This is a genomic window from Arenibacter arenosicollis, assembly GCF_014397245.1.
Lineage (GTDB): Bacteria > Bacteroidota > Bacteroidia > Flavobacteriales > Flavobacteriaceae > Arenibacter > Arenibacter arenosicollis.
Genome location: NZ_JACLHY010000039.1, coordinates 1 through 20312, shown reverse-complemented (window position 1 = coordinate 20312; position 20312 = coordinate 1). Strand labels below are relative to the sequence as shown.

The window sequence follows — 20312 nt, the reverse complement described above, 5'->3', positions numbered from 1 at the left end:
AGAATATGAAAGTACTTTGGAAATATCTTATTCCTATCGCTTGTTTAATGCCGACAATTTGTCCAAGTGTCATTGCTCAGTCCCTTTCACAACAGGTGCTTTGGAGGATTGGACAGGCTGATGAATCTCATGAGGAATTTGCTTTGGCACCGAATAGTTATGCGGAGTTTGTCCCGGAAGGTTTCGGCGGTGCCAGTAGGTATTACGTTGTGGGTGAATCAAGTCCACGCAAAGATTGGCCTTATGTTATCCCCGGACCTAAAGAAGGCTTTGGAGGTTACGGTTATTGGGCAGGTCGTTCACTTCATCAATTGCCTATCTACTTTAAGCTGGAACGAACCAGTGATACCGATACCTGTGAACTTGTGGTCAACTTCTTAGAGGTGAGTTCTAAAAATGCACCTTTATTTAGGGCCTATATTAATGGCAAAGTTTATGAACAGCAACTACGGCCCGGTAAATCAGGAGATTTACCAGACAAGTTAAGCCCAAATATCCAGAACATAACATTTCTTTTTCCATCCAAGAACCTGATAAAGGGAGTGAACGAGATTATCTTTCAAAATATGACGGGCGGTTGGTGCGTGTTTGATGAGGTAAAGTTGATTGGCCCCAATGAGTTGGCCTTGGGCAAAATTGGCAACACGGTTTTGAAGTCCGTTACTTTTGCCGATTTTGAAATGAAGGAAAAAAATGAAAATGTTCAACCACTTTTAGTAGATATACTACAACAAAAACACGATTCTGAGATTAAGGTCTTAGTTGATGGTCAAGAGATAATAAAAAATATCGAGGTTGGTCGCAGTGTTCTCGAATTCTATGTTCCTGCGGTATCCTTGAAAAAAATGTCTGAAGTTAAAATATATATTGACGGAAGTTTAAAATATAAGAATCAACTACAAAGAGCCCCAAACAAGCCAATGGGACTTTCCCAGTATGTGGATCAGTTTATGGGCACAAGCGGATCTCGTTGGATGATTACGCCGGGACCGCGTAACCCTATGCCAATGGTTCAACTTAGTCCAAATAATCAGGGAACGGTTTGGAAGGCTGGCTATGAATACCAAATAGAAAGCATCACGGGTTTCAACCACACTCAGGAATGGACCATGGCCGGCTTTTTAATGATGCCGACTGTTGGAATTTTACAAACAAACCCGGGCCCGGAGTACAGTCCGGATTTAGGGTATAGATCTAGAATTGTCAAGGCGACAGAGAAAGCCAAAATAGGACAATATAGTGTAGACTTAACGGACTATAATATACACGTAGACCTTACCGCCACCACCCGGGCAGCTTTTCAAAGATATGTTTTTCCAAAATCGGACGTGTCCCGTGTCTTATTGGATGCCTACCCAGATGCCGAATATGGCTATCAAAATGTAGAGACCGAAATAACTTGGATTGATGACAGGAGAATAGAAGGTTTTGTGCATCATATTTGTGATAAAACCGGTTATGTGATGACCCAAGATTATAAATTGTTCTTCGCGTTGGAATTCAACAAGCCATTTGAAAGTATGGGTGGATGGACGGATAAGTCTAAGGCATTGGAAAAAATGAACCATGGTTTAACTTATGATTCGGTTCTGAATAATACCAAGACGATTAAAGGCTCGGGCAGTGTTGGTGCCTTTGTCAATTTTAAAACAACCGCAAATGATACAATTTTAGTTAGAAGTTCCATTTCGTTGGTAAGTACGGAAAATGCTTGGTTGAATTTAGAAAAGGAAATCACTGAGCCATTTGGTTGGAATTTTGAAAAGGTAGTTGAGACCCAACAGGATATTTGGGACCAATATCTGGGTAGGATAGAAATAGAAACCGATGATTATTTACAAAAGGTGAAATTCTACACCAACTTTTATAGAGCATTGGCTGGTAGAATGGCATGGGGGGATGTTAACGGACAATGGATAGATATGAATGAAGAGGTTCAAGTCTTTGATGATCCGGATCAAAGATTATGTTCCGGGGAATTTTGGAATACATTTTGGAACGTACAGCAGTTGAACCAGCTCATTGCCCCGGAGTTTTCTTCCATGCAAGTCAAAAGTCTGCTTGTCTTCTACGATAAGGGAGGTTGGCTGTCCAAAGGCATTTTTGCAGGGGAATATTCCAGCGTTATGGTCGCGGAGCATGGTATTCCGTGGATAGTAGGCGCATGGAATAGTGGAATTCGGGATTTTGATTTTGAAAGGGCCTATGCGGCCATGCGCCACGTACAAACTACATTGCCCCTTGATACTTATCCTGGTGGAGGTCGGGTAGGGAATGAAAGCCTTGAACCCTACTTGAAATATGGTTATGTACCACTAAATACAAACCATTACCTAAGTTATGTCTCCAATACCCTTGAATATGCATTAGACGATTGGTGTTTGGCCCAGGCTGCGAAAAAACTTAAGAAGGACAAGGATTATGAATTATTTATGAAACGTTCAGGAAACTGGCGAAATATTTTTGATTCCAAAACTGGCTTTATGCGGCCAAAAAATACTGACGGAACATGGCATGAGCCATTTGACCCCTATCATATGCCAGGTTTTGTCGAGGGTAATGCCTGGCAATTTAGTTGGTTTGTACCACATAATATGAACGGCTTGGTTGACGCTATTGGCAAGGAACGTTTTGTTGCCCGTTTGGATAGTGCAATGTACCAATCCCAAAAAGTGAATTTTAATGCCTTGGGCGATAATTTTTCAAAATATCCCATTAATCACGGTAATCAGCCGAATATGCAATCCTCTTATCTCTTTAATTATGCGGGAGCGCCATGGTTGACGCAAAAGTGGGCAAGGGAAATACAGGAAAAATATTACGGAATTGGTCCAAGGGATGCCTATCCAGGAGATGAGGATCAGGGCCAAATGAGTGCTTGGTACGTTATGAGCACACTGGGATTATTTCAGATGGATGGGGGAGCAGCGATCCATCCACATTACGAATTAGGTAGTCCAAGATTTGAAAAGATTACCATTCATTTAAGTGATAAATATTATGGCGGAAACACTTTTATTATCAAAGCCAAAAATGCATCCCGAAATAATAAATATATTAACTCGGCCAAACTAAACGGGAAGAAATGGGATTCATGGAAAATTCCACAAAATGAAATAATAAAGGGCGGAGAATTGATATTGGAAATGAAAAATGTTCCCAATAAAAACTTATTCGATAAGTAAACCTGCGGGATTAAATCCCTATTCGAAATTAGGAAGGTTTTAGTTGACGCTATCTTGGAGATGATCTTTTTTTGCACCGTTAAATAGAGGTTGAAATACTTTTGTTAGCTAGTCTGCAAATAGTTTAAAATAAATTGGCCAAAATTCTGAAGATTTCCAATCCGCGGTAAATAATTGGGACATTAGAATAACATGATTAATTAAATTGAAAATATGAGTTCGAAAGATGAAAGTACCGTGAAGGCAAATATGAAATATGTCTATTTAGTGACCACGGTTGCTGCCTTAGGAGGGCTTTTATTCGGTTATGATACCGCTGTTATTGCTGGTGCAATAGGGTTCTTGCAAACCAAGTTTGAATTATCATCTGCAATGACCGGGTGGGCGGCATCTAGTGCCATATGGGGTTGTTTGTTTGGCGCCATGTTCGCCGGATTTACTAGTGACAAATTGGGAAGAAAAAAGGTGTTATTGGGAACAGCCGTTCTTTTTTCGCTCTCGGCTATAGGATCGGCCCTACCGAATACCCTTACCCAATTTGTTACAGCCAGGTTTATTGGGGGTTTGGGAGTGGGGGCAGCCTCTATGCTTTCACCCTTGTATATCTCTGAGATTGCTCCAGCCAAGATGAGGGGCATGCTAGTTTCATTGTACCAATTGGCTATTGTGCTGGGAATCAATTTTGTCTATTTCGTAAATCTAAGGATAGCCAATGTGAGTAACGAAGCCTGGAATATTGAAATGGGCTGGCGGTATATGCTCGGTTCAGAGATTATACCCGCACTTCTTTTCTTTATCTTACTCTTTTTAGTACCTGAAAGTCCCCGCTGGCTTACACTAAACGGTAGAGAAGAAGAAGCGACCACCATTCTGCAGAAAATAAATGGGAAAGATAAGGGGAAACTAATTTTAAATGAAATCAAAGAAACGATCAGGACCGAAAAGGGAACGCTGAAAGAGTTGTTCGGTACAAAGTTAAGAAGGGCATTGTTAATTGGTTTGGTCTTGGCTTTGTTCTCACAGATTACTGGTATTAATGCCATCATATATTATGCGCCTGAAATATTCAAGAATATTGGATTTGATACCGATTCTGCCCTACAGCAGACAGTAATTATTGGTTTTGTAAATACAATTTTCACATTTGTAGCGATATACTTTATTGATAGAATGGGAAGAAGAACCTTGTTATTATGGGGGTTATCGGGCATGATTATATGTCTTGGCGGAACGGGGCTGGTGTTCTATTTAGGCCATAGCGCCAGTCTTTGGACGCTAATCTTCATATTGGGCTTTATAGCAAGTTTTTCCTCCTCCCTGGGGCCGATTCCTTGGGTGATTATGTCAGAAATATTCCCTACGAAAATAAGGGGGTTGGCAATGTCCTTCGCGACGATGACCCTTTGGCTTGGGGTTGTGGCCATCACACAGTTTACGCCGATAATGCTCGAGAATCTGGGCGGGGCATATACCTTTTGGATATTTATGGGTAATGCTATCTTCCTATTGTTTTTCACGTATAAAATGATTCCCGAAACCAAAGGAAGGACTTTGGAAGAAATAGAAAAGAGTTGGAGTAAGAAACAGGGGGCGAATTCTTAAGGGAACACAAAAGAGTATAATGACTAAATATAAATAAACACTTAAATGATTTTTGAAAAAAATAATCATATAAATTGACTTAAAATTATGTCTATTGAATTTAACCAAAAAACAGTGATATTCACTTTTCTATTCACGATAATGCTGGCCAAAGTGCAGGCAGGTCCTGAAAATATTGCCATTAATGCGAAGGCTACTGTAAGTGCGGCCATTCATGCCCAATTGGGAGCTTCAAATGTAAATGATGGTATGGTTTATTTTGATGATATGGGAGAATGGGTCTCCGATAGTAAAATGAATTTTTGGGGAGGTATTAATTATCCATGGGCCCAATTAGATTGGGACCATCCACAGACAATTAATAAGGTCATTGTCTATGATAGGCCCAACAGCCAATCACATACGGCTGGGGGAACACTATTTTTTAGTGATGGAACAGAAATAAGTGTAACGGCAATCCCAAACAATGGCGCGCCAAAAGTTATTACGTTTCCCCAGAAAACAATAAAGTGGTTGCGCTTTCAAGTTACGGATGGGAATGGGGGCAATTTAGGCTTGTCTGAGATTGAAGTGTTTCCTGCACCCGTAGACTACAAAGATCCTGTTTCCTGGGTGGATCCTTATATAGAAACTACAAGAGGTAGATATTTTTTCTTTGTAACGGGGAGTCGTCCTTTTGGAATGATCAGTTCAGCCCCAATGACAAGAAATAAAAATCAAATGGGAGGAGGTTACAACTACAATTCGACCGAGATTTTAGGGTTTCCTCAGGTACATGGTTGGATGCTTTCCGGAATAAATATAATGCCCACAACTGGGGTGATAAACCCTTCAAATGGAGAAGAGCATTGGAAATCATCTTTTTCACATGAGGATGAAATTGTGCAACCAGGATATCATAAAGTTTTTTTGGACAAGTATAGAACCTGGGTAGAACAAACTAGTACGGATAGGGTAAGTTTTTATCGTTTTAAGTATACGCAAGATTCCAAGTCCAATATTTTGGTGAATTTGGGGGGATATCTCAGTACAACCACCATGACAGATGCCGAGGTAAAGAAAATCAGCAACAAGGAAATCGAAGGTTCGGTGAACACAACAGGACGGTTATGGGGTGGACCGGATAATGTAAAGATTTTTTATGTCATTCAGTTTGATCGTCCTTTTGAGGCTTTAGATGGATGGGTAGGGGAGAAGAACTATTCAGACGTATCAAGTTTACGGGGAGACAAGGAGGTGGTGCCAAAAAATTCAGGCCAAAGCTATTACGACGCGAAGACCTCAGGGGTCAAGGCCATTTACCAAGTCAGAAAAGGAGAAGAGATTCAAATGAAAATTGCGATCTCTTATACCAGTATTGAAAATGCCCGTAATAACTTGGTTCAAGAATGTAGCGATTGGGATTTTGATAAAGTAAGGCAGGACTCAAAAATGGAATGGAATGACTGGTTGGGAAAAATTCAGATCAAGGGAGGTACTAATGAACAGAAAATTAAATTTTATACTGATTTGTGGCATGTACTTTTGGGTAGGCACAAGATTGATGATTTTACCGGTGATTATCCAGATTATACCAAAGGGTTAAGAAAAGGGTCCCATACCATTAATGCGCAATTAAAAATAAGATCTGTTCCAAAAGATGAAAAAGGGAAATTAAAATTTCATATGTACAATTCGGACGCATTTTGGTTGACACAATGGAATTTAAATATTCTTTGGGGATTGGCATGGCCAGAAATGTTGGATGAATTTTCTTCCTCGTTAATTCAATATGCTGATAATGGGGGGTTATTGCCCCGAGGTCCCAACGCTGGGGGGTATTCCTATATTATGACCGGCTGCCCGGCAACTCCATTAATCGTTTCCACCTACACAAAAGGAATTTTAACTAAGGTAGATAGTGAACATGCCTATAATGTTATGAAGTTAAATCATATGCCCGGAGGAATGTTGGAGGTAGATCAGGATTATCTCAATAAGGGATATTTTGTTAACGGATGGGGCAGTGCAGGCAGAACTTTAGAGGCGAACTTTCAGGATTGGTGCTTATCACAAATGGCAAGAGGCCTAAATAAGAAAAAGGATGCATTATACTTTTTAAAACGGTCAATGGGCTGGAAAGAATTATTTCGAAAAGAGCAAAATCTAATATACCCGAAAGATGCCGCTGGCAATTGGTTACATAACGATCCATTGAGTGGTATGGGTTGGGTTGAGGCCAATGCCTGGCAAGGCACTTGGTCCATTTCTCACGATATACCTGGTTTGGCCAAAATGATGGGGGGGGACGATATTCTTAGCGACAAGTTGAATTATGCTTTTGAACAGGCAGAACCAACGGATTTTGTTTTTGGTTACGGGGATGGTTATGTGAGTTATGCCAACCAACCTGGCTGTTCCAATGCACATGTATTTAATTATGCTGGAAAACCATGGTTGACACAGCATTGGGTGCGTAAAGTTAATAATCAAGCATTTGGGGGTATAACGCCCGATAAAGGATATGGTGGGCATGACGAAGATCAAGGACAAATGGGGGCTGTAAGTGCCTTAATGTCTATTGGCCTTTTTAGCCTAAATGGAACTTCATCCTTGGAACCAGTGTATGATATTACCAGCCCTGTTTTTGATGAAATAACCATAAAGCTTGATCAGAATTATTACCGAGGTGAGAAGTTTGTTATTAAGGCATATAACAACTCTGAAAATAACATGTATATCCAAAAAGCGAACTTGAACGGTAAATTACATGAAAAATTCTTTTTTGACCATAAGGATTTTAGCAATGGTGGAATCTTAGAATTATGGCTGGGGCCAAAACCCAATAAAAAATGGGGAGTTAAAGAATTACCAAATTAAATAGATCCAATTTAAATTTTTGATAATTCAAAATATATAATGTTAATTATATTTTGAAAACATGATGTTTGTCATATTTTTTTTACTATATTTGATTATGTCTATACATATAAACATGATCTTTTTTTGATGTTAATTGGCACGAATAGCCCGCATAGGTTAGGTTTTATTTAAAAGGACAGACATCCAGAAAAATGGAAATTTCCGAGTTGTAATAGGTAATAATTGGCAACTCGTTATTTTTAAAATACACTTTGAAATAAAAAAACTAACATCTTAACTGATTTATCATAATCTCAAACTTTACATTTCTTAAAAAAGTAGAATCTTTTTAGAAAGGCTGGTGTGAAGAGATTTAGGAGTACAAGCTTAATTATTAACTAATCAACTAAACCTAAAAATGAAAAGCAAACTATTCTTACGTGGCCGTCCATGGGCCAATTACAATGCGTATTTCTTTATTTTATCTTTTCTCCTATGCACTGGTTTATGGGCAAATGATAATTTTATAAACAAAATCATGGAATCTACACTCTTGGTGGAAGTGAAGGGTGTCAGTTTTGATGGTCTTTATCAGCAAAGTGTAACTGGGCAAGTGGTGGATGAAAACGGAGTGCCTCTTCCAGGTGTCAGCGTATTGGAAAAAGGCACCACCAACGGTGTGGCTGCTGATTTTGACGGAAATTATAGTATTACAGTTGGTGGCGAGAACAGTACCCTTGTTTTTTCCTATATAGGATACTCGAGCAAAGAAGTATTAGTAGGTGCGTCATCTACTGTGGATGTCCAAATGGAGTTGGATGCCAGCCAATTGGACGAAGTTATTGTTGTAGGATATGGAACTCAGATAAAAGCGAAGGTTACCAATGCAGTTGTTCAGGTGTCGGGTGAAACAATTAATAAATCACCTTCTGTTTCTATGGCGAATTCGCTTGCAGGTCGTATGTCCGGAGTTTTTATTACTCAGAACAGCTCAACACCAGGTAGGGATGATGCAACAATTCAGGTAAGGGGGACTAATACCTATCGCAATAGTGGTGCGCTTATTGTCATTGACGGGGTTGCGAACGCAGATGGGATTGATAGATTGGACCCAAATGATATAGAGACTGTTACAGTGTTAAAGGATGCCTCTGCGGCAATATATGGAGCACAATCGGCGGGTGGTGTAATATTGATTACAACAAAAAGAGGTAAAACTGGGAAAATGGAGGTTGATTATTCTTCTTCATTAAGTTTTCAGAGTCTGGCCAAACAAAGGGAATATGCTAATGCCGTTGATTATATGAATATCGTAAATTCAGCTGATGTACTAAGTGGGAGGGACCTTTCGTTTCCTAATGAAATTATAGCTGATTTTGAATCAGGCGCGCGAAAATCCGAGGACTGGTTAGATGCCTTTTATGGTGGTAGATCTGCTTTGCAAAAGAGGCAGTCATTGACGATGTCCGGAGGATCTGAGCGGATCAGGTATTTTACGTCTCTGGGAACATCCTCTCAAGGAGGACTTCTGGTTGGCGACAATAAAACAAAAAACAGACAGTACAATGTAAGAATGAATCTGGATGTAAAAGCCAGTGAAAATTTGGATCTTGGACTTGATATCGCTTTACGTCAAAAAAACTCCCAATATCCTCAAGGAGGTGGTGCTGGCGGTAGTGGTAACACAAGCCCTCTTGTAGAGGCATTTGTTGATGGGGATACCCGTTATCCCACCCAAGGTTGGTCTCATTTAAATCAGGCTGCCAGGGTCAGAGGTGTTGGTTATCAGCGAGAAGCAGATCATGTGTTGACATCGAAATTTACCTATAAATATAGGGTTCCGGGTGTGGTAGGCTTATCTTTGGAAGGCTTCGCCGCCTTTAATAGAACTTGGCAATATGACAAGGCGTTTAATTGGCCATGGGACTATTGGGAGAAAAATATTGATGGGGAAATTATTAAAGTCAAGGCTAGGGATATAGATCCCGAAGGACTTACGGAAAGATTTGAACAAGAAGAGGCCATTACATTGAATGCAAGAATTGCCTACACTACAACTTTTGGAGAGGATCACAGGGTCGATGCTTTTGTAGCCTATGAACAAAGCGAAGGTAAAGGTAATTACTTTTGGACATCACGATTGGGATTTGCGTCAAAATCAATCGATCAACTATTTGCGGGTAGTGAAGACACTGCAAATTTTAGGAATTTTGGTTCCGGAAGTGAAAATGCGAGGAGAAATTATTTTGGTCGATTGTCCTATGATTATAAATCAAAATATTTGTTTGGATTTAATTTTAGATATGACGGGTCCATAACCTTTCCAAAAGAATCGCGATTTGGTTTTTTCCCTGGCGTATCAGCGGGCTGGACAATATCTGAGGAACCGTTTTTCAAGAATAATTTAATGAACCATTTAAAGTTGAGGGGTTCATGGGGGCAGTTAGGTAACGACAGAGTTGATCAATTTCAATACTTAAGGGTTTATAAGTACAGTGAACCCCCCGGTTTTGGAGTAATCGGAGATGGATATGTTTGGGGCAACCAAGATATTAAGGGGGTGATCCCGGACGGAGTTGCCAATCCAAATATTACTTGGGAGGTATCAGATAATTTGGATATTGGCCTTGAAATGGGGTTATTTGACGGTGCACTGAACCTTGAAATTGATTATTTTATGATTAATACGACCAATATATTAGGTAGAAGAATTGCTTCTATTCCGGCGTATACTGGTCTAGATCTACCCGATGAGAATATTGGGGAAATGGAAAATAAAGGATTCGATTTCTCATTTAGATACAATCAGAATATAGGAGAACTGAACCTTGGTCTAGGAGGTACTTTGACCTATGCTAAAAACAAGATTATATATTTTGACGAAACCCCTACCGACTTTAAATATCAAAAATTGGAAGGTCAGCCTTTTGGTTCTAATTTAGTGTACGAAGCCATTGGTATATACAGGACCCAAGCAGATTTGGACAACAACATTAATTATCCCAATGCCGGTCTAGGTGAATTGATTTTCGCAGATTTAAGTGGGGATGGTCAGATTAATAGTGATGACAGATATCGTTATGATCCTCTGCAAACTCCAAGACTTCAATTTGGTTTAAATTGGGATTTAAATTATAAGAATTTTGATTTTACCGTACTGTTCCAAGGTGCCTCCAAGGTGCAAAGGACACTTAGTAACGGTTTCAATTCTGGAGCTGCAGGGAATTCATTCGATTATGCTGCACAAAATAGTTATACAGTAGATCGTACTGATGCACCGCTGCCGAGGGTTGGGACTACAACATTAGGTAACTCTGCCAGTGATTTTTGGTACCGGGATGCATCATACGTCCGTTTAAAATCTATGGAATTTGGGTATAGTTTTCCAAAAGACTTAATGAATAAATTTGGTATAGATCAATTAAGATTCTTTACCAGTGGTTATAATTTGTTAACATTCTCAAAATTGGATAAATACGGCTATGGAGATCCTGAACAAGATAATGGAGGTTTTCCTCCAGTGAAAACAATAAGTTTTGGTTTAAATCTAGCTTTTTAAAAAGATAACTATGAGAAATTTAATAGACATCAATAAATTGAAGAATATAAAGAACGCCTTTCCCATTCTCTTAGTTATGATTATGGGTGCCACATTGGTATTATCATGTGATGATGATTTGTTGGACAAAAGTCCATTGTATGCCATTCCTGAGGAAGACGTTTTTAACGATCCTATTTTTTTGAATGGATATGTTGCCTCCACTTATAATGGTATTAAGGTTCATTATCGGCCGGCTGCAGGTGGGCTTATAGGTTTAACGGACCTCGCCTTTATTCAAACTCAAACAAATGATATAGGAGGACCTGGAGAAGAATATCTACAGGGCGGTATGACTCCAGAAAACGTAGATGCCCTAACAAACGGTCTGTGGGCCCATCAATACAAGTATATTACCAATGTAAATGTTTTTATGGAAAAAGTTGAAGGTTCGGATATAGAACCGGCGGTTCTTGATCCAATGATAGGGCAGATGCTTTTTTTGAGGGCATATATGTATTTTGAATTGAGCAGGCACTTTGGAGGTGTTCCTTTAATTACGAAAACCTTTAGTCTGACAGAGGAATCCTATAGCGTGCCGAGAAACACCTACGACGAGGTAGCTGCATTTGTGCTCTCTGAAGTGGACAAGGCAATTCCACTTCTTAAGAACCATGGGGAGGCACCTTCTGGTGCGGCCACCAAACAGGCTGCAATGGCTTTGAAGGCTAGAATGCTATTGTATATGGCGAGTCCTTTGAACAACCCAAGCAACGATATCTCTAAATGGCAGGCGGCCGAAGTGGCCACCAAAGCAGTCCTTGAAGCTGGTTTTACATTACATCCTGATTATTTTGAATTATTCCACGATCCGGTTGCACAAGACGAGATTATACTTGCTAGAAGTTATACCAGTCTTAACAGGGTTGCTTCTCAAGGCGGTTGGGGATATAATTATGATTTTTGGCCAAGTGGGTTTGATGCCAACCAGAGGGTTACGCCCACTCAGAATTTTGTTAACGCATTTCAGATGATTAATGGCGAATATCCATATCTTGAAGATGGAATAACTATAAATCCGACTTCTGGTTATGATGATCAACTCCCAAATTTAAACAGAGATCCACGATATTATGTAAATGTACTCTATTCCGGAGCTGTTGTTCAAATTTTTGATGGATCTAAGAGCGCAGAGCGGGCTTATGAATATTGGGAAGATGCAAACCCAGATATTCCTATGGAGAATCCAGATTGGAACGGTGAAACTGTTTTTGATTTTGGAAGAGACTCAAAATCCTACTGGATTGCTGGAAAGACGCCTTTCCATTGGAACATACAAACAGGTTATGCGTTTAAAAAATTGACTGATTTTACCAGCCCAAGAGCCAGTTGGGACCATGATTATGATAATGTCACCTCATATTTTAGATTGGGGGAATTCTTGTTGAACTATGCCGAAATTCAGATAGCTCTGGGTAATGAATCCCTAGCTCGTGAATACATCAATAAGGTCCGTAAGAGAGAATCTGTGAATATGCCCGATGTTACTGAAAATGGAGACGATTTGGTCCGCGTCTATAGAAATGAACGTGTGGTAGAACTAAACTTGGAGGATTCGCGTTTTTATGATCTTATGAGATGGAAGGCGGCACCGGGATTGGTAGATCTTAATCCTGCTAGGGGCATTACAAGTCTTAAGAAAGACTGGTCCGATGGTGGGAGGTTAAGTTATGAGTATGGTACAATTACAACCGCTACAGCAAGAGCACCTTGGCCCGGCGATTACTATTATTTAATGCCAATACCTATTGATGAAATAAACAAAAGTGACGGGGCACTGGAACAAAATCCGGGATATTAATCACCAATAAGGTTTGTTGTTTGTTAGGGTAGTTATAAAGGAATTAGTTTGTAGTTGATTTAGTGTATAAGGTAAATGTCAAATATTAAATTATTTGTCCATTTCTACAAGCTTATAATTTGAATTGAATCCGTCTAGTTTTATACAAATTAGACGGGTTTTGTTCTATAGAATGATAAACTATATGTTAATTAGTGTAATATAGATAAATGTTGGACTTATGTTAGTTTTGTTTAAAAAAATATTGATGTCAAAATTTCTTTTTCCCGTTCTCATGGTGTTACTATATATCAGTTGTAATACTTCTGCAGATCAGAATTCAAATGGCCTATTTGAGAAATTATCAGCTGACCGGTCGGGAATTGATTTTTCAAATAACATAACAGAGAACGATTCGATAAACTATTTTAGCTACCTCTATCTTTATATGGGTGGCGGTGTAGCCATAGGAGATTTTAATAACGATGGCCTTCAGGATATTTATCTTACCGGGAATATGGTGGAGAATAAGCTATATCTCAACAAAGGGAATTTACAATTTGAGGATATTTCCAAAGAAGCAGGAGTTGCAGCGGACAATAGGTGGGTAACAGGAGTTACTTTGGGCGATGCAAATCAGGACGGTTGGTTGGATATATATGTTAGTGTTTCCGGAAAATGGGTTACTAGAAAAAATTTATTATATATTAATGATGCCAAGGTTGGCGCCAACCCTACTTTCACCGAATCGGCAGAAAATTATGGGGTTGCCGATACCGGAAATACTACGCAGGCCGTATTTTTTGACTTTGATCTTGATGGTGATCAAGATCTCTATGTAGCCAATTACCCAATGACCTCTCCTGGCCAAAACATGGAAAAATATTTAAATTACACCAATTTGGGTACTCCTTATGATCAAAGCGATCGACTATACAGGAATGACGGTATGGGGAAATTTACGGATGTGACCCAGGAGGCCAATTTGGCGAAATACGGACTCTCATTGGGGGTTTCCGTAGGAGATTTTAATCAAGATGGTTGGCCTGACCTCTATGTGTGCAATGATTTTGTTACGCCCGATTATTTTTTGATTAATAACAAGGATGGTTCTTTTTCCGATAAAAATTTAAAGCTTACAAATCACACTTCTTATTTTTCAATGGGTTCTGATGTAGCCGATTTCAACAATGATGGTCTATTGGACCTGCTGCAAGTGGATATGTTGCCCAAAAGTAACAGTAGAATCAAAGAAAACATGGCCAGTATGGATACGGATAGATTCTATGAAATTGTAAGTAATGGACTGCATCATCAGTATTCGACGAACACCCTGCAATTGAATATGGGCAATGACAAAGATGGATTGCCTCGATTTGGGGATGTTGCCCGAATGTCTGGATTGTCTTCAACAGATTGGAGTTGGGCCCCTTTATTCGCCGATTTTGATAATGATGGTTTTAAGGATGTTTATATAACAAACGGAGTTAGGCGAGACATAAACAATCAAGATTTTTTTAAAGTTCCTAAAGAGGAAATGGACAAACTGAATGATTTGCAACTAACGAAGAAACTACCTTTCGAAAAAATTAGGAACTTTGCCTTCAAAAATAATGCAGATCTTTCTTTTAAGGATATAGGGCAGCAATGGGGGATCGATTATGAAGGATTTTCCAATGGAGTGGCCTATGCCGATCTTGATAATGATGGTGATTTGGATCTGGTAGTTAATAATTTGGACGATAAAAGTATTATCTATGAGAATAAGGCGAGCGACCGGAAATTGAATAATTTTTTAAGGGTTAAAATGAATGGCCCTAAAGACAATGCTTTTGGTTTGGGCTGTAAAATATGGTTGGAAGACAATGGGGAAACCCAATTTCAGGAATTGACTTTGACCCGAGGGTTTCAATCTTCGGTAGAGCCGATATTGCATTTTGGCCTAGGAAAAAAGAATTCCATAGATAAAGTCAGGATACTTTGGCAAGATGGGAAGGAACAGATTTTAGAGGATGTTGGGGCTAATCAGCTCCTTGCTGTTGATTATAATGATGCAAAAACAAAAGATAAATTTCAAAAAGAAGGGACAAAACAATCTTTTGAGGACATAACGGAGCAGGTACAGTTGAAGTTTAAGCACGAAGAAAACCCATTTAATGATTTTACATACCAAGTTCTACTTCCGCATAAAACATCGGAATATGGCCCGGCATTGGCAGTAGGTGATATTGACAACAATGGTTTGGACGATATTTATATTGGAGGAGCATATGGACAGGCAGGAAAGATGTATTATCAGAATGAAGAAGGCATTTTTATTGAGATTTTGAATGAAGTTTGGGAATCGGATAAAAAACAAGAGGATGTGGGTGCAATCTTTTTTGATGCCAATGGTGATGGATTGCAGGACCTTTATGTAGTAAGTGGGGGAAATGAAGCCGAAAATGAAAGTGATTATTATCAAGATCGCCTGTATATAAATGAAGGCCAAGGGAAATTTAGAAAAAATACTACTGCCCTTCCGATAATAAACAGTAGTGGCTCCTGTGTAATTGCCGGGGATTTTGATAATGACGGGGATACGGACCTATTTGTGGGCGGAAGGTTGACCCCGAGGAATTACCCTGTGGCACCCAGAAGTTATATACTTAGGAATGAAAGTACTGCTTCGGACCTAAAATTTGTGGATGTTACCGAAGAAATTGCGCCCGGACTGGCACATGTTGGTATGGTTACCAAGGCCGAATGGGTAGATTTTGATGATGATAGCTATTTGGAATTAATGGTTGTAGGAGAATGGATGCCCATTTCCTATTTTAATAATGTTAATGGGAAATTTGTAAATGAAACGGAAAAAATCGGATTTTCCGGTACTAATGGCTGGTGGTTCGGTATGATCAGCGAAGATTTTGATAGTGACGGAGATCTTGATTTTGTTATGGGAAATCTTGGTCTTAACTACAAATATCAGGCTACAGAAAACGAACCATTTAGTATTTATATGAGAGATTTTGATCGGAACAACAAAAACGATATTGTACTAAGTTATTATGAAAGTGGAACGGAGTATCCTGTAAGAGGAAAAGGTTGCTCATCAGAACAGATTCCTGTTATCAGTTATAAATTCAAGGATTATAAGTCTTTTGCGGCTGCAAGTTTGGCTGATGTATATACCACCGATGAGTTGAAAGAATCATTGCAATTTAAAGTGGGTAGCTTTGCAAGTGTTTACATAGAGAATCTTGGTGGTCACAAATTTAAAATTAATCCATTGGACAATTTGGCTCAGATATCTTCTATTAACTCGCTTTTGGCGGAAGATTTTGACAATGACGGAAATATGGACATGGTAATAGGTGGGAATTTATATGGTTCCGAAGTGGAAACACCTAGAAATGATTCCAGTTTTGGCGCTTTGATTGTTGGTAATGGGAAAGGTTCTTTTAGCAGCAAAATGCCCTATGAAAGTGGTTTGATGGTGAAGGGTGAGGTTAAAGCGATTGAAAAAATTAAGTTGGCAGGGGGTCAAGCAGGTATTCTTTTTGCCAAGAACAATGATTACCTACAATTGTTTAAAATTTCAAAGTAAGTAAACAACCCAAGAGATTGGTTTATTCTAGAACAATTCCTAGGACAGTTATATCTCAAAATTAAAAATTATATTGGGCCAAGCCCAGTTTATATAGTTTAAGATAAAGTTAGTTTGAGTTAGTAGTTGGACCACATTCTCATTTACAGAGTTAGTTAAATGGGTTTGTGGTCTTTTTAATCCCCAAATTTGTTATCAATTCAGATGTAGTAAATGGGACTAAATGGATAAACGAAGTTGAGAAATAGAATAGGGAATCTCAGTAGTTCAATGATTATAAATAATTAATTCTTTCAAAATGAAAATAGTTAGTATTGCCTTATTATGTTTTCTAGTTTCATCATGCGTTTCCAAAGATTACAAAAAAAAAGATTTGGCAAAAAAAATAACATCGGACAAATCTATGCAAGAAGTTGAGAACTGGGCCAGAATATTAATGAAAAATGGGTTTTACGCTGGATCTGGTTACCAAATGGTATGGTCACGTGACTTGAATACATTTATAGAATTATCCTGTGAAGAATACGATGTAAATATTATCCGCGAAAACTTATTGATGTTTTTTCATTTTCAACAAGATAATGGAGAACTTCTAGATGGCTACGTACCTAAAGAAGCCTTTACTTGGGGAGATCCAAATACCTACGAATCTGTAACAGCACCGGGACATATTGGATTTAAAAATACGGTTGAAACGGATCAAGAAACTTCTTTGATTCAGGCAATTTCAAAATATATTGACAAAACCAATGATCGGTCCATATTAACAGAGAAGATAGCAGGAAAAACAGTCTATGAAAGGTTGACAATGTCCATTGAATATCTATTAAAAGAGAGATATTCCGAAGAATATGGCCTGATTATTGGGGCGACTACTTTTGACTGGGGAGACGTGCAAGTAGAAGGTGGGGCAGTGGTCGACGTTGATGAACTTACCCACTGGAGTATAGATATTTATGACAATGCTATGTTGGTCATCGCCTTAAAAAACATGCAGGAATTTGCACTTGAACCCGAAGATAAAAAGATGTGGGGTGATTTACATGAAAGGATTGGCACGAATAGCAAAAAATATCTTTGGGATGAGAAAAGAAATAAATTTGTTCCACATATCTATGTTTCGGATTCTCCTTTTCCTGAAGATTTTGAAGAAAATGCCATTCACTATCATGGTGGTACGGCCGTTGCCATTGAGGCCGGTATCCTGAACAGGCAAGAAATAGCCGCTGTTCTTGCCCACATGGTTGAAAATGTAAAGTTGTCCGGAGCACCGTCCATTGGCCTTACCTTGTATCCCCCATATCCAACAGAGGTTTTGGGCAAAAACGTTTCTCCTCCCTATGAATACCAGAATGGAGGAGACTGGACTTGGTTTGGTGGAAGAATGATACAACAATTGATAGCCAATGACTATGTTGAAGAGGCCTATACCCTTGCCAAACCGATGTTTGAAAGAGTATTGAAAAATGACGGTTTTTACGAATGGTATAAAATAGATGGAACACCGGCAGGATCGGCAGATTTTAAAGGGTCAGCTGGTGTACTTGCAAAATCTTCTATGATGTTTAGGGAGTGGGCAAAAGGGAATTCTTTTTACCAAGAACAATAATAATCTGGCCCTAGTAAATATTGCGGTTTGGAAAGCCGTTGAAATAATTCAATTTATTTTACTTGGGTAGCCTCTGCATATTATCAAAAAATCTAGGTAATTGCCTTTAAGGCCATTGATATTGGTATCCAAAGTAAATGTTTCAGGGAGTGCCCCGAACAAGTAACTATAAAAAAGTAGGGGATAAGGACTTTGGTAGGAGTATCTATTTTAAGGCTGTCGGAATGTACTTAATATTGAATTATTGCAACAGCACAACCTATCAAATCGGGGAAGAAACTATTCTGGCATTTTACAATTGTAATTAAGATATGGAATGCATATCCGGTAAGGTTTTTCACGCTACTCCAAAATCATTTCCAAAGGGACCCAGATGAATTTTGGTCGGTAGTAATCCGTATTTACCTCATGAATTTTCTTGACATCAAAGCTATTTATGCAGTAGGAAATCAATAATTTATTATCCGTTATGTATTGAGGGTGGGCCATGGCGTTGTAGGTAAAGATTTGATCTTTAACATTTTCTTGTTCAGTGGTATGGTACAATAATTTTTCATTACGCCAAGGCCCCCAAGGAGAATCGGCAATGTATGAGTATATATTTCCGTTTCCCAGTTCCCTTGCTTGCAGTATCAAAATATATTCATCTCCTAGTTTGAAAACAGAGAATTGTTCTGGGACGGCTTGTTTAATTCCTTTTAAAGGTGCGCTTTGTAAGGGGTCTAAAACCCAAGCCTTACCATCAAAAAATTCAAACATATTCATCCGGTCATTTTTCTGGTTCAATTTGGCCCTTGAGACATGCATGGCAGTTGAATCCTTGGTGCTCCACGAGCCATAAATATAAACTACATCCCCTACTTTCATAATGGAATGTCCATAATGCACATTGTTTAAGTTTGAATAGGGAAAGTTTTCTTGGCTGATAATCTTAAAAGTGTTTTTGTCCAAGCGTATGTAGTCCGTTCCAGAAAATTTAAAGCCCCAATCATAATCCCCATGTAGAAACCGGGACATAAAAATGTGGATGATTCCGTTTTTTTGAAAACCATGTCCCGGCCAATAGTATTCTTTTAAATTACCATAGGTTGGCTTTAATAGTGCATCGGGTTGTGTTGAGGAATTATTATAAAATGCGGTGTGGGTGCCTTTTTTTGTATTGACTAGAATAAAGGTATTGTTGATCATGGGACTATTGACATCCCTTTTCTTGTTTCGGACAGGCGTTAAAAAAGAATCTCCCATCATAAATATAGATTTATTTTTATCCAAGGGAAAGGAAATTACGCCATCAGCACCAGTAATTCCAAAACTATCTACTATTACCAGATTATTGAAAGATTCAGCTTTGGTCACAAGTCGTGCATCATTTTTGCCTGGGTGCTTAGGAATGATATTATGGTTGCTGCGACAGTTAGTATTTAAAATAACCAGAACCACGATCGAAATTATTTGAAATAATACCTTATTTAAATATATTATTATTTCCACTTTCGTAATTTTTTGTTTAAAGGTATTAATAAAATCAATTTGTTCATATGTATGAACATGATAAATATATTATTATTATATTTGACATCGGTGGCGTTAATTATGAAAAATTTACGCCTTTTATTTAAAATATGTTGTTATTTTAGTATAAATAATATCATATATGTAAATTGAGGAGCAGTATCCCCCTCACAGGAGAGAAAAGGATTAAGTAGTTCTTCCCTCTTAGAATATAAACAAATGAAAGAGTAGTTCCCAAATGAAACAGAAAGTTGGTATTGTAGTTATTTTATTAGGCTTGGTCGCTTTGTTGTTTGCCTTTAAATCAGGGTTTTTCAAATCTTCCCAAGATGGGTACGCCGATCAGAAGCTGCCAGAGGTCGTGGACTATAACTTCCATATAAAGCCTATACTTTCTGATAATTGCTATACCTGTCACGGCCCTGATGCCAACAAGCGAAAAGCGGGCCTGCGGCTAGATCTGGAGAAGGCCGCACTTTCCGAATTACCGGAGAATCCCGGGAAATATGCCATTGTGGCCGGAAAGCCTGGCCATAGTCTTTTGTACCAGCACGTGGTTTCCGATGACCCCAAGCAGTTGATGCCCCCGCCGGATT

General features: G+C 38.8%; 9 protein-coding genes. 8 read left to right on the top strand and 1 reads right to left on the bottom strand.

Features of this window, described 5'->3' with window-relative positions; genetic code table 11:
• Window positions 1–5 precede the first annotated feature (5 nt).
• The 7 genes from H4O18_RS21225 to H4O18_RS21195 all read left to right on the top strand — a co-directional run bounded on the left by H4O18_RS21225 (window position 6) and on the right by H4O18_RS21195 (window position 18204).
• Complete coding sequence (locus H4O18_RS21225) at window positions 6–3185, top strand: GH92 family glycosyl hydrolase (protein WP_187588430.1); 3180 nt, start codon at window positions 6–8, stop codon at window positions 3183–3185.
• A 213-nt stretch (window positions 3186–3398) separates the two neighbouring features.
• Window positions 3399–4787 carry a sugar porter family MFS transporter gene (locus H4O18_RS21220; protein ID WP_187588428.1) on the top strand — a complete coding sequence of 463 codons (1389 nt, stop codon included), beginning with the start codon at window positions 3399–3401 and terminating at the stop codon, window positions 4785–4787.
• Window positions 4788–4874: 87 nt separating this feature from the next.
• The gene (locus H4O18_RS21215) at window positions 4875–7646 is read left to right on the top strand and encodes a GH92 family glycosyl hydrolase (RefSeq protein ID WP_222942493.1); all 2772 of its coding nucleotides are present in this window, start codon (window positions 4875–4877) and stop codon (window positions 7644–7646) included.
• Window positions 7647–8166: 520 nt separating this feature from the next.
• The gene (locus H4O18_RS21210) at window positions 8167–11187 is read left to right on the top strand and encodes a SusC/RagA family TonB-linked outer membrane protein (protein ID WP_187588426.1); all 3021 of its coding nucleotides are present in this window, start codon (window positions 8167–8169) and stop codon (window positions 11185–11187) included.
• Window positions 11188–11197: 10 nt separating this feature from the next.
• Window positions 11198–13027, top strand: a complete 1830-nt coding sequence (locus H4O18_RS21205; protein WP_187588424.1) for a RagB/SusD family nutrient uptake outer membrane protein — start codon at window positions 11198–11200, stop codon at window positions 13025–13027.
• A gap of 247 nt (window positions 13028–13274) precedes the next feature.
• Entirely contained in the window at window positions 13275–16595 is a 3321-nt protein-coding gene (locus H4O18_RS21200; RefSeq protein WP_187588422.1) for a VCBS repeat-containing protein, read from the top strand.
• A 298-nt stretch (window positions 16596–16893) separates the two neighbouring features.
• Window positions 16894–18204, top strand: coding sequence for an amylo-alpha-1,6-glucosidase (locus tag H4O18_RS21195; protein WP_187588420.1), 1311 nt, complete (start codon window positions 16894–16896; stop codon window positions 18202–18204).
• 342 nt (window positions 18205–18546) lie between these two features.
• Here H4O18_RS21195 and H4O18_RS21190 read toward each other — a convergent pair whose 3' ends face one another.
• On the bottom strand, window positions 18547–19560 hold the full coding sequence (locus H4O18_RS21190) for a glycoside hydrolase family 183 protein (protein WP_187588418.1): 1014 nt from the start codon (window positions 19558–19560) through the stop codon (window positions 18547–18549).
• A 394-nt stretch (window positions 19561–19954) separates the two neighbouring features.
• On the opposite strand from H4O18_RS21190, the gene H4O18_RS21185 reads away from it, so the two are divergent.
• Window positions 19955–20312 (top strand): c-type cytochrome domain-containing protein (locus H4O18_RS21185; RefSeq protein WP_343065484.1); only part of this gene is annotated, 358 nt, incomplete at its 3' end.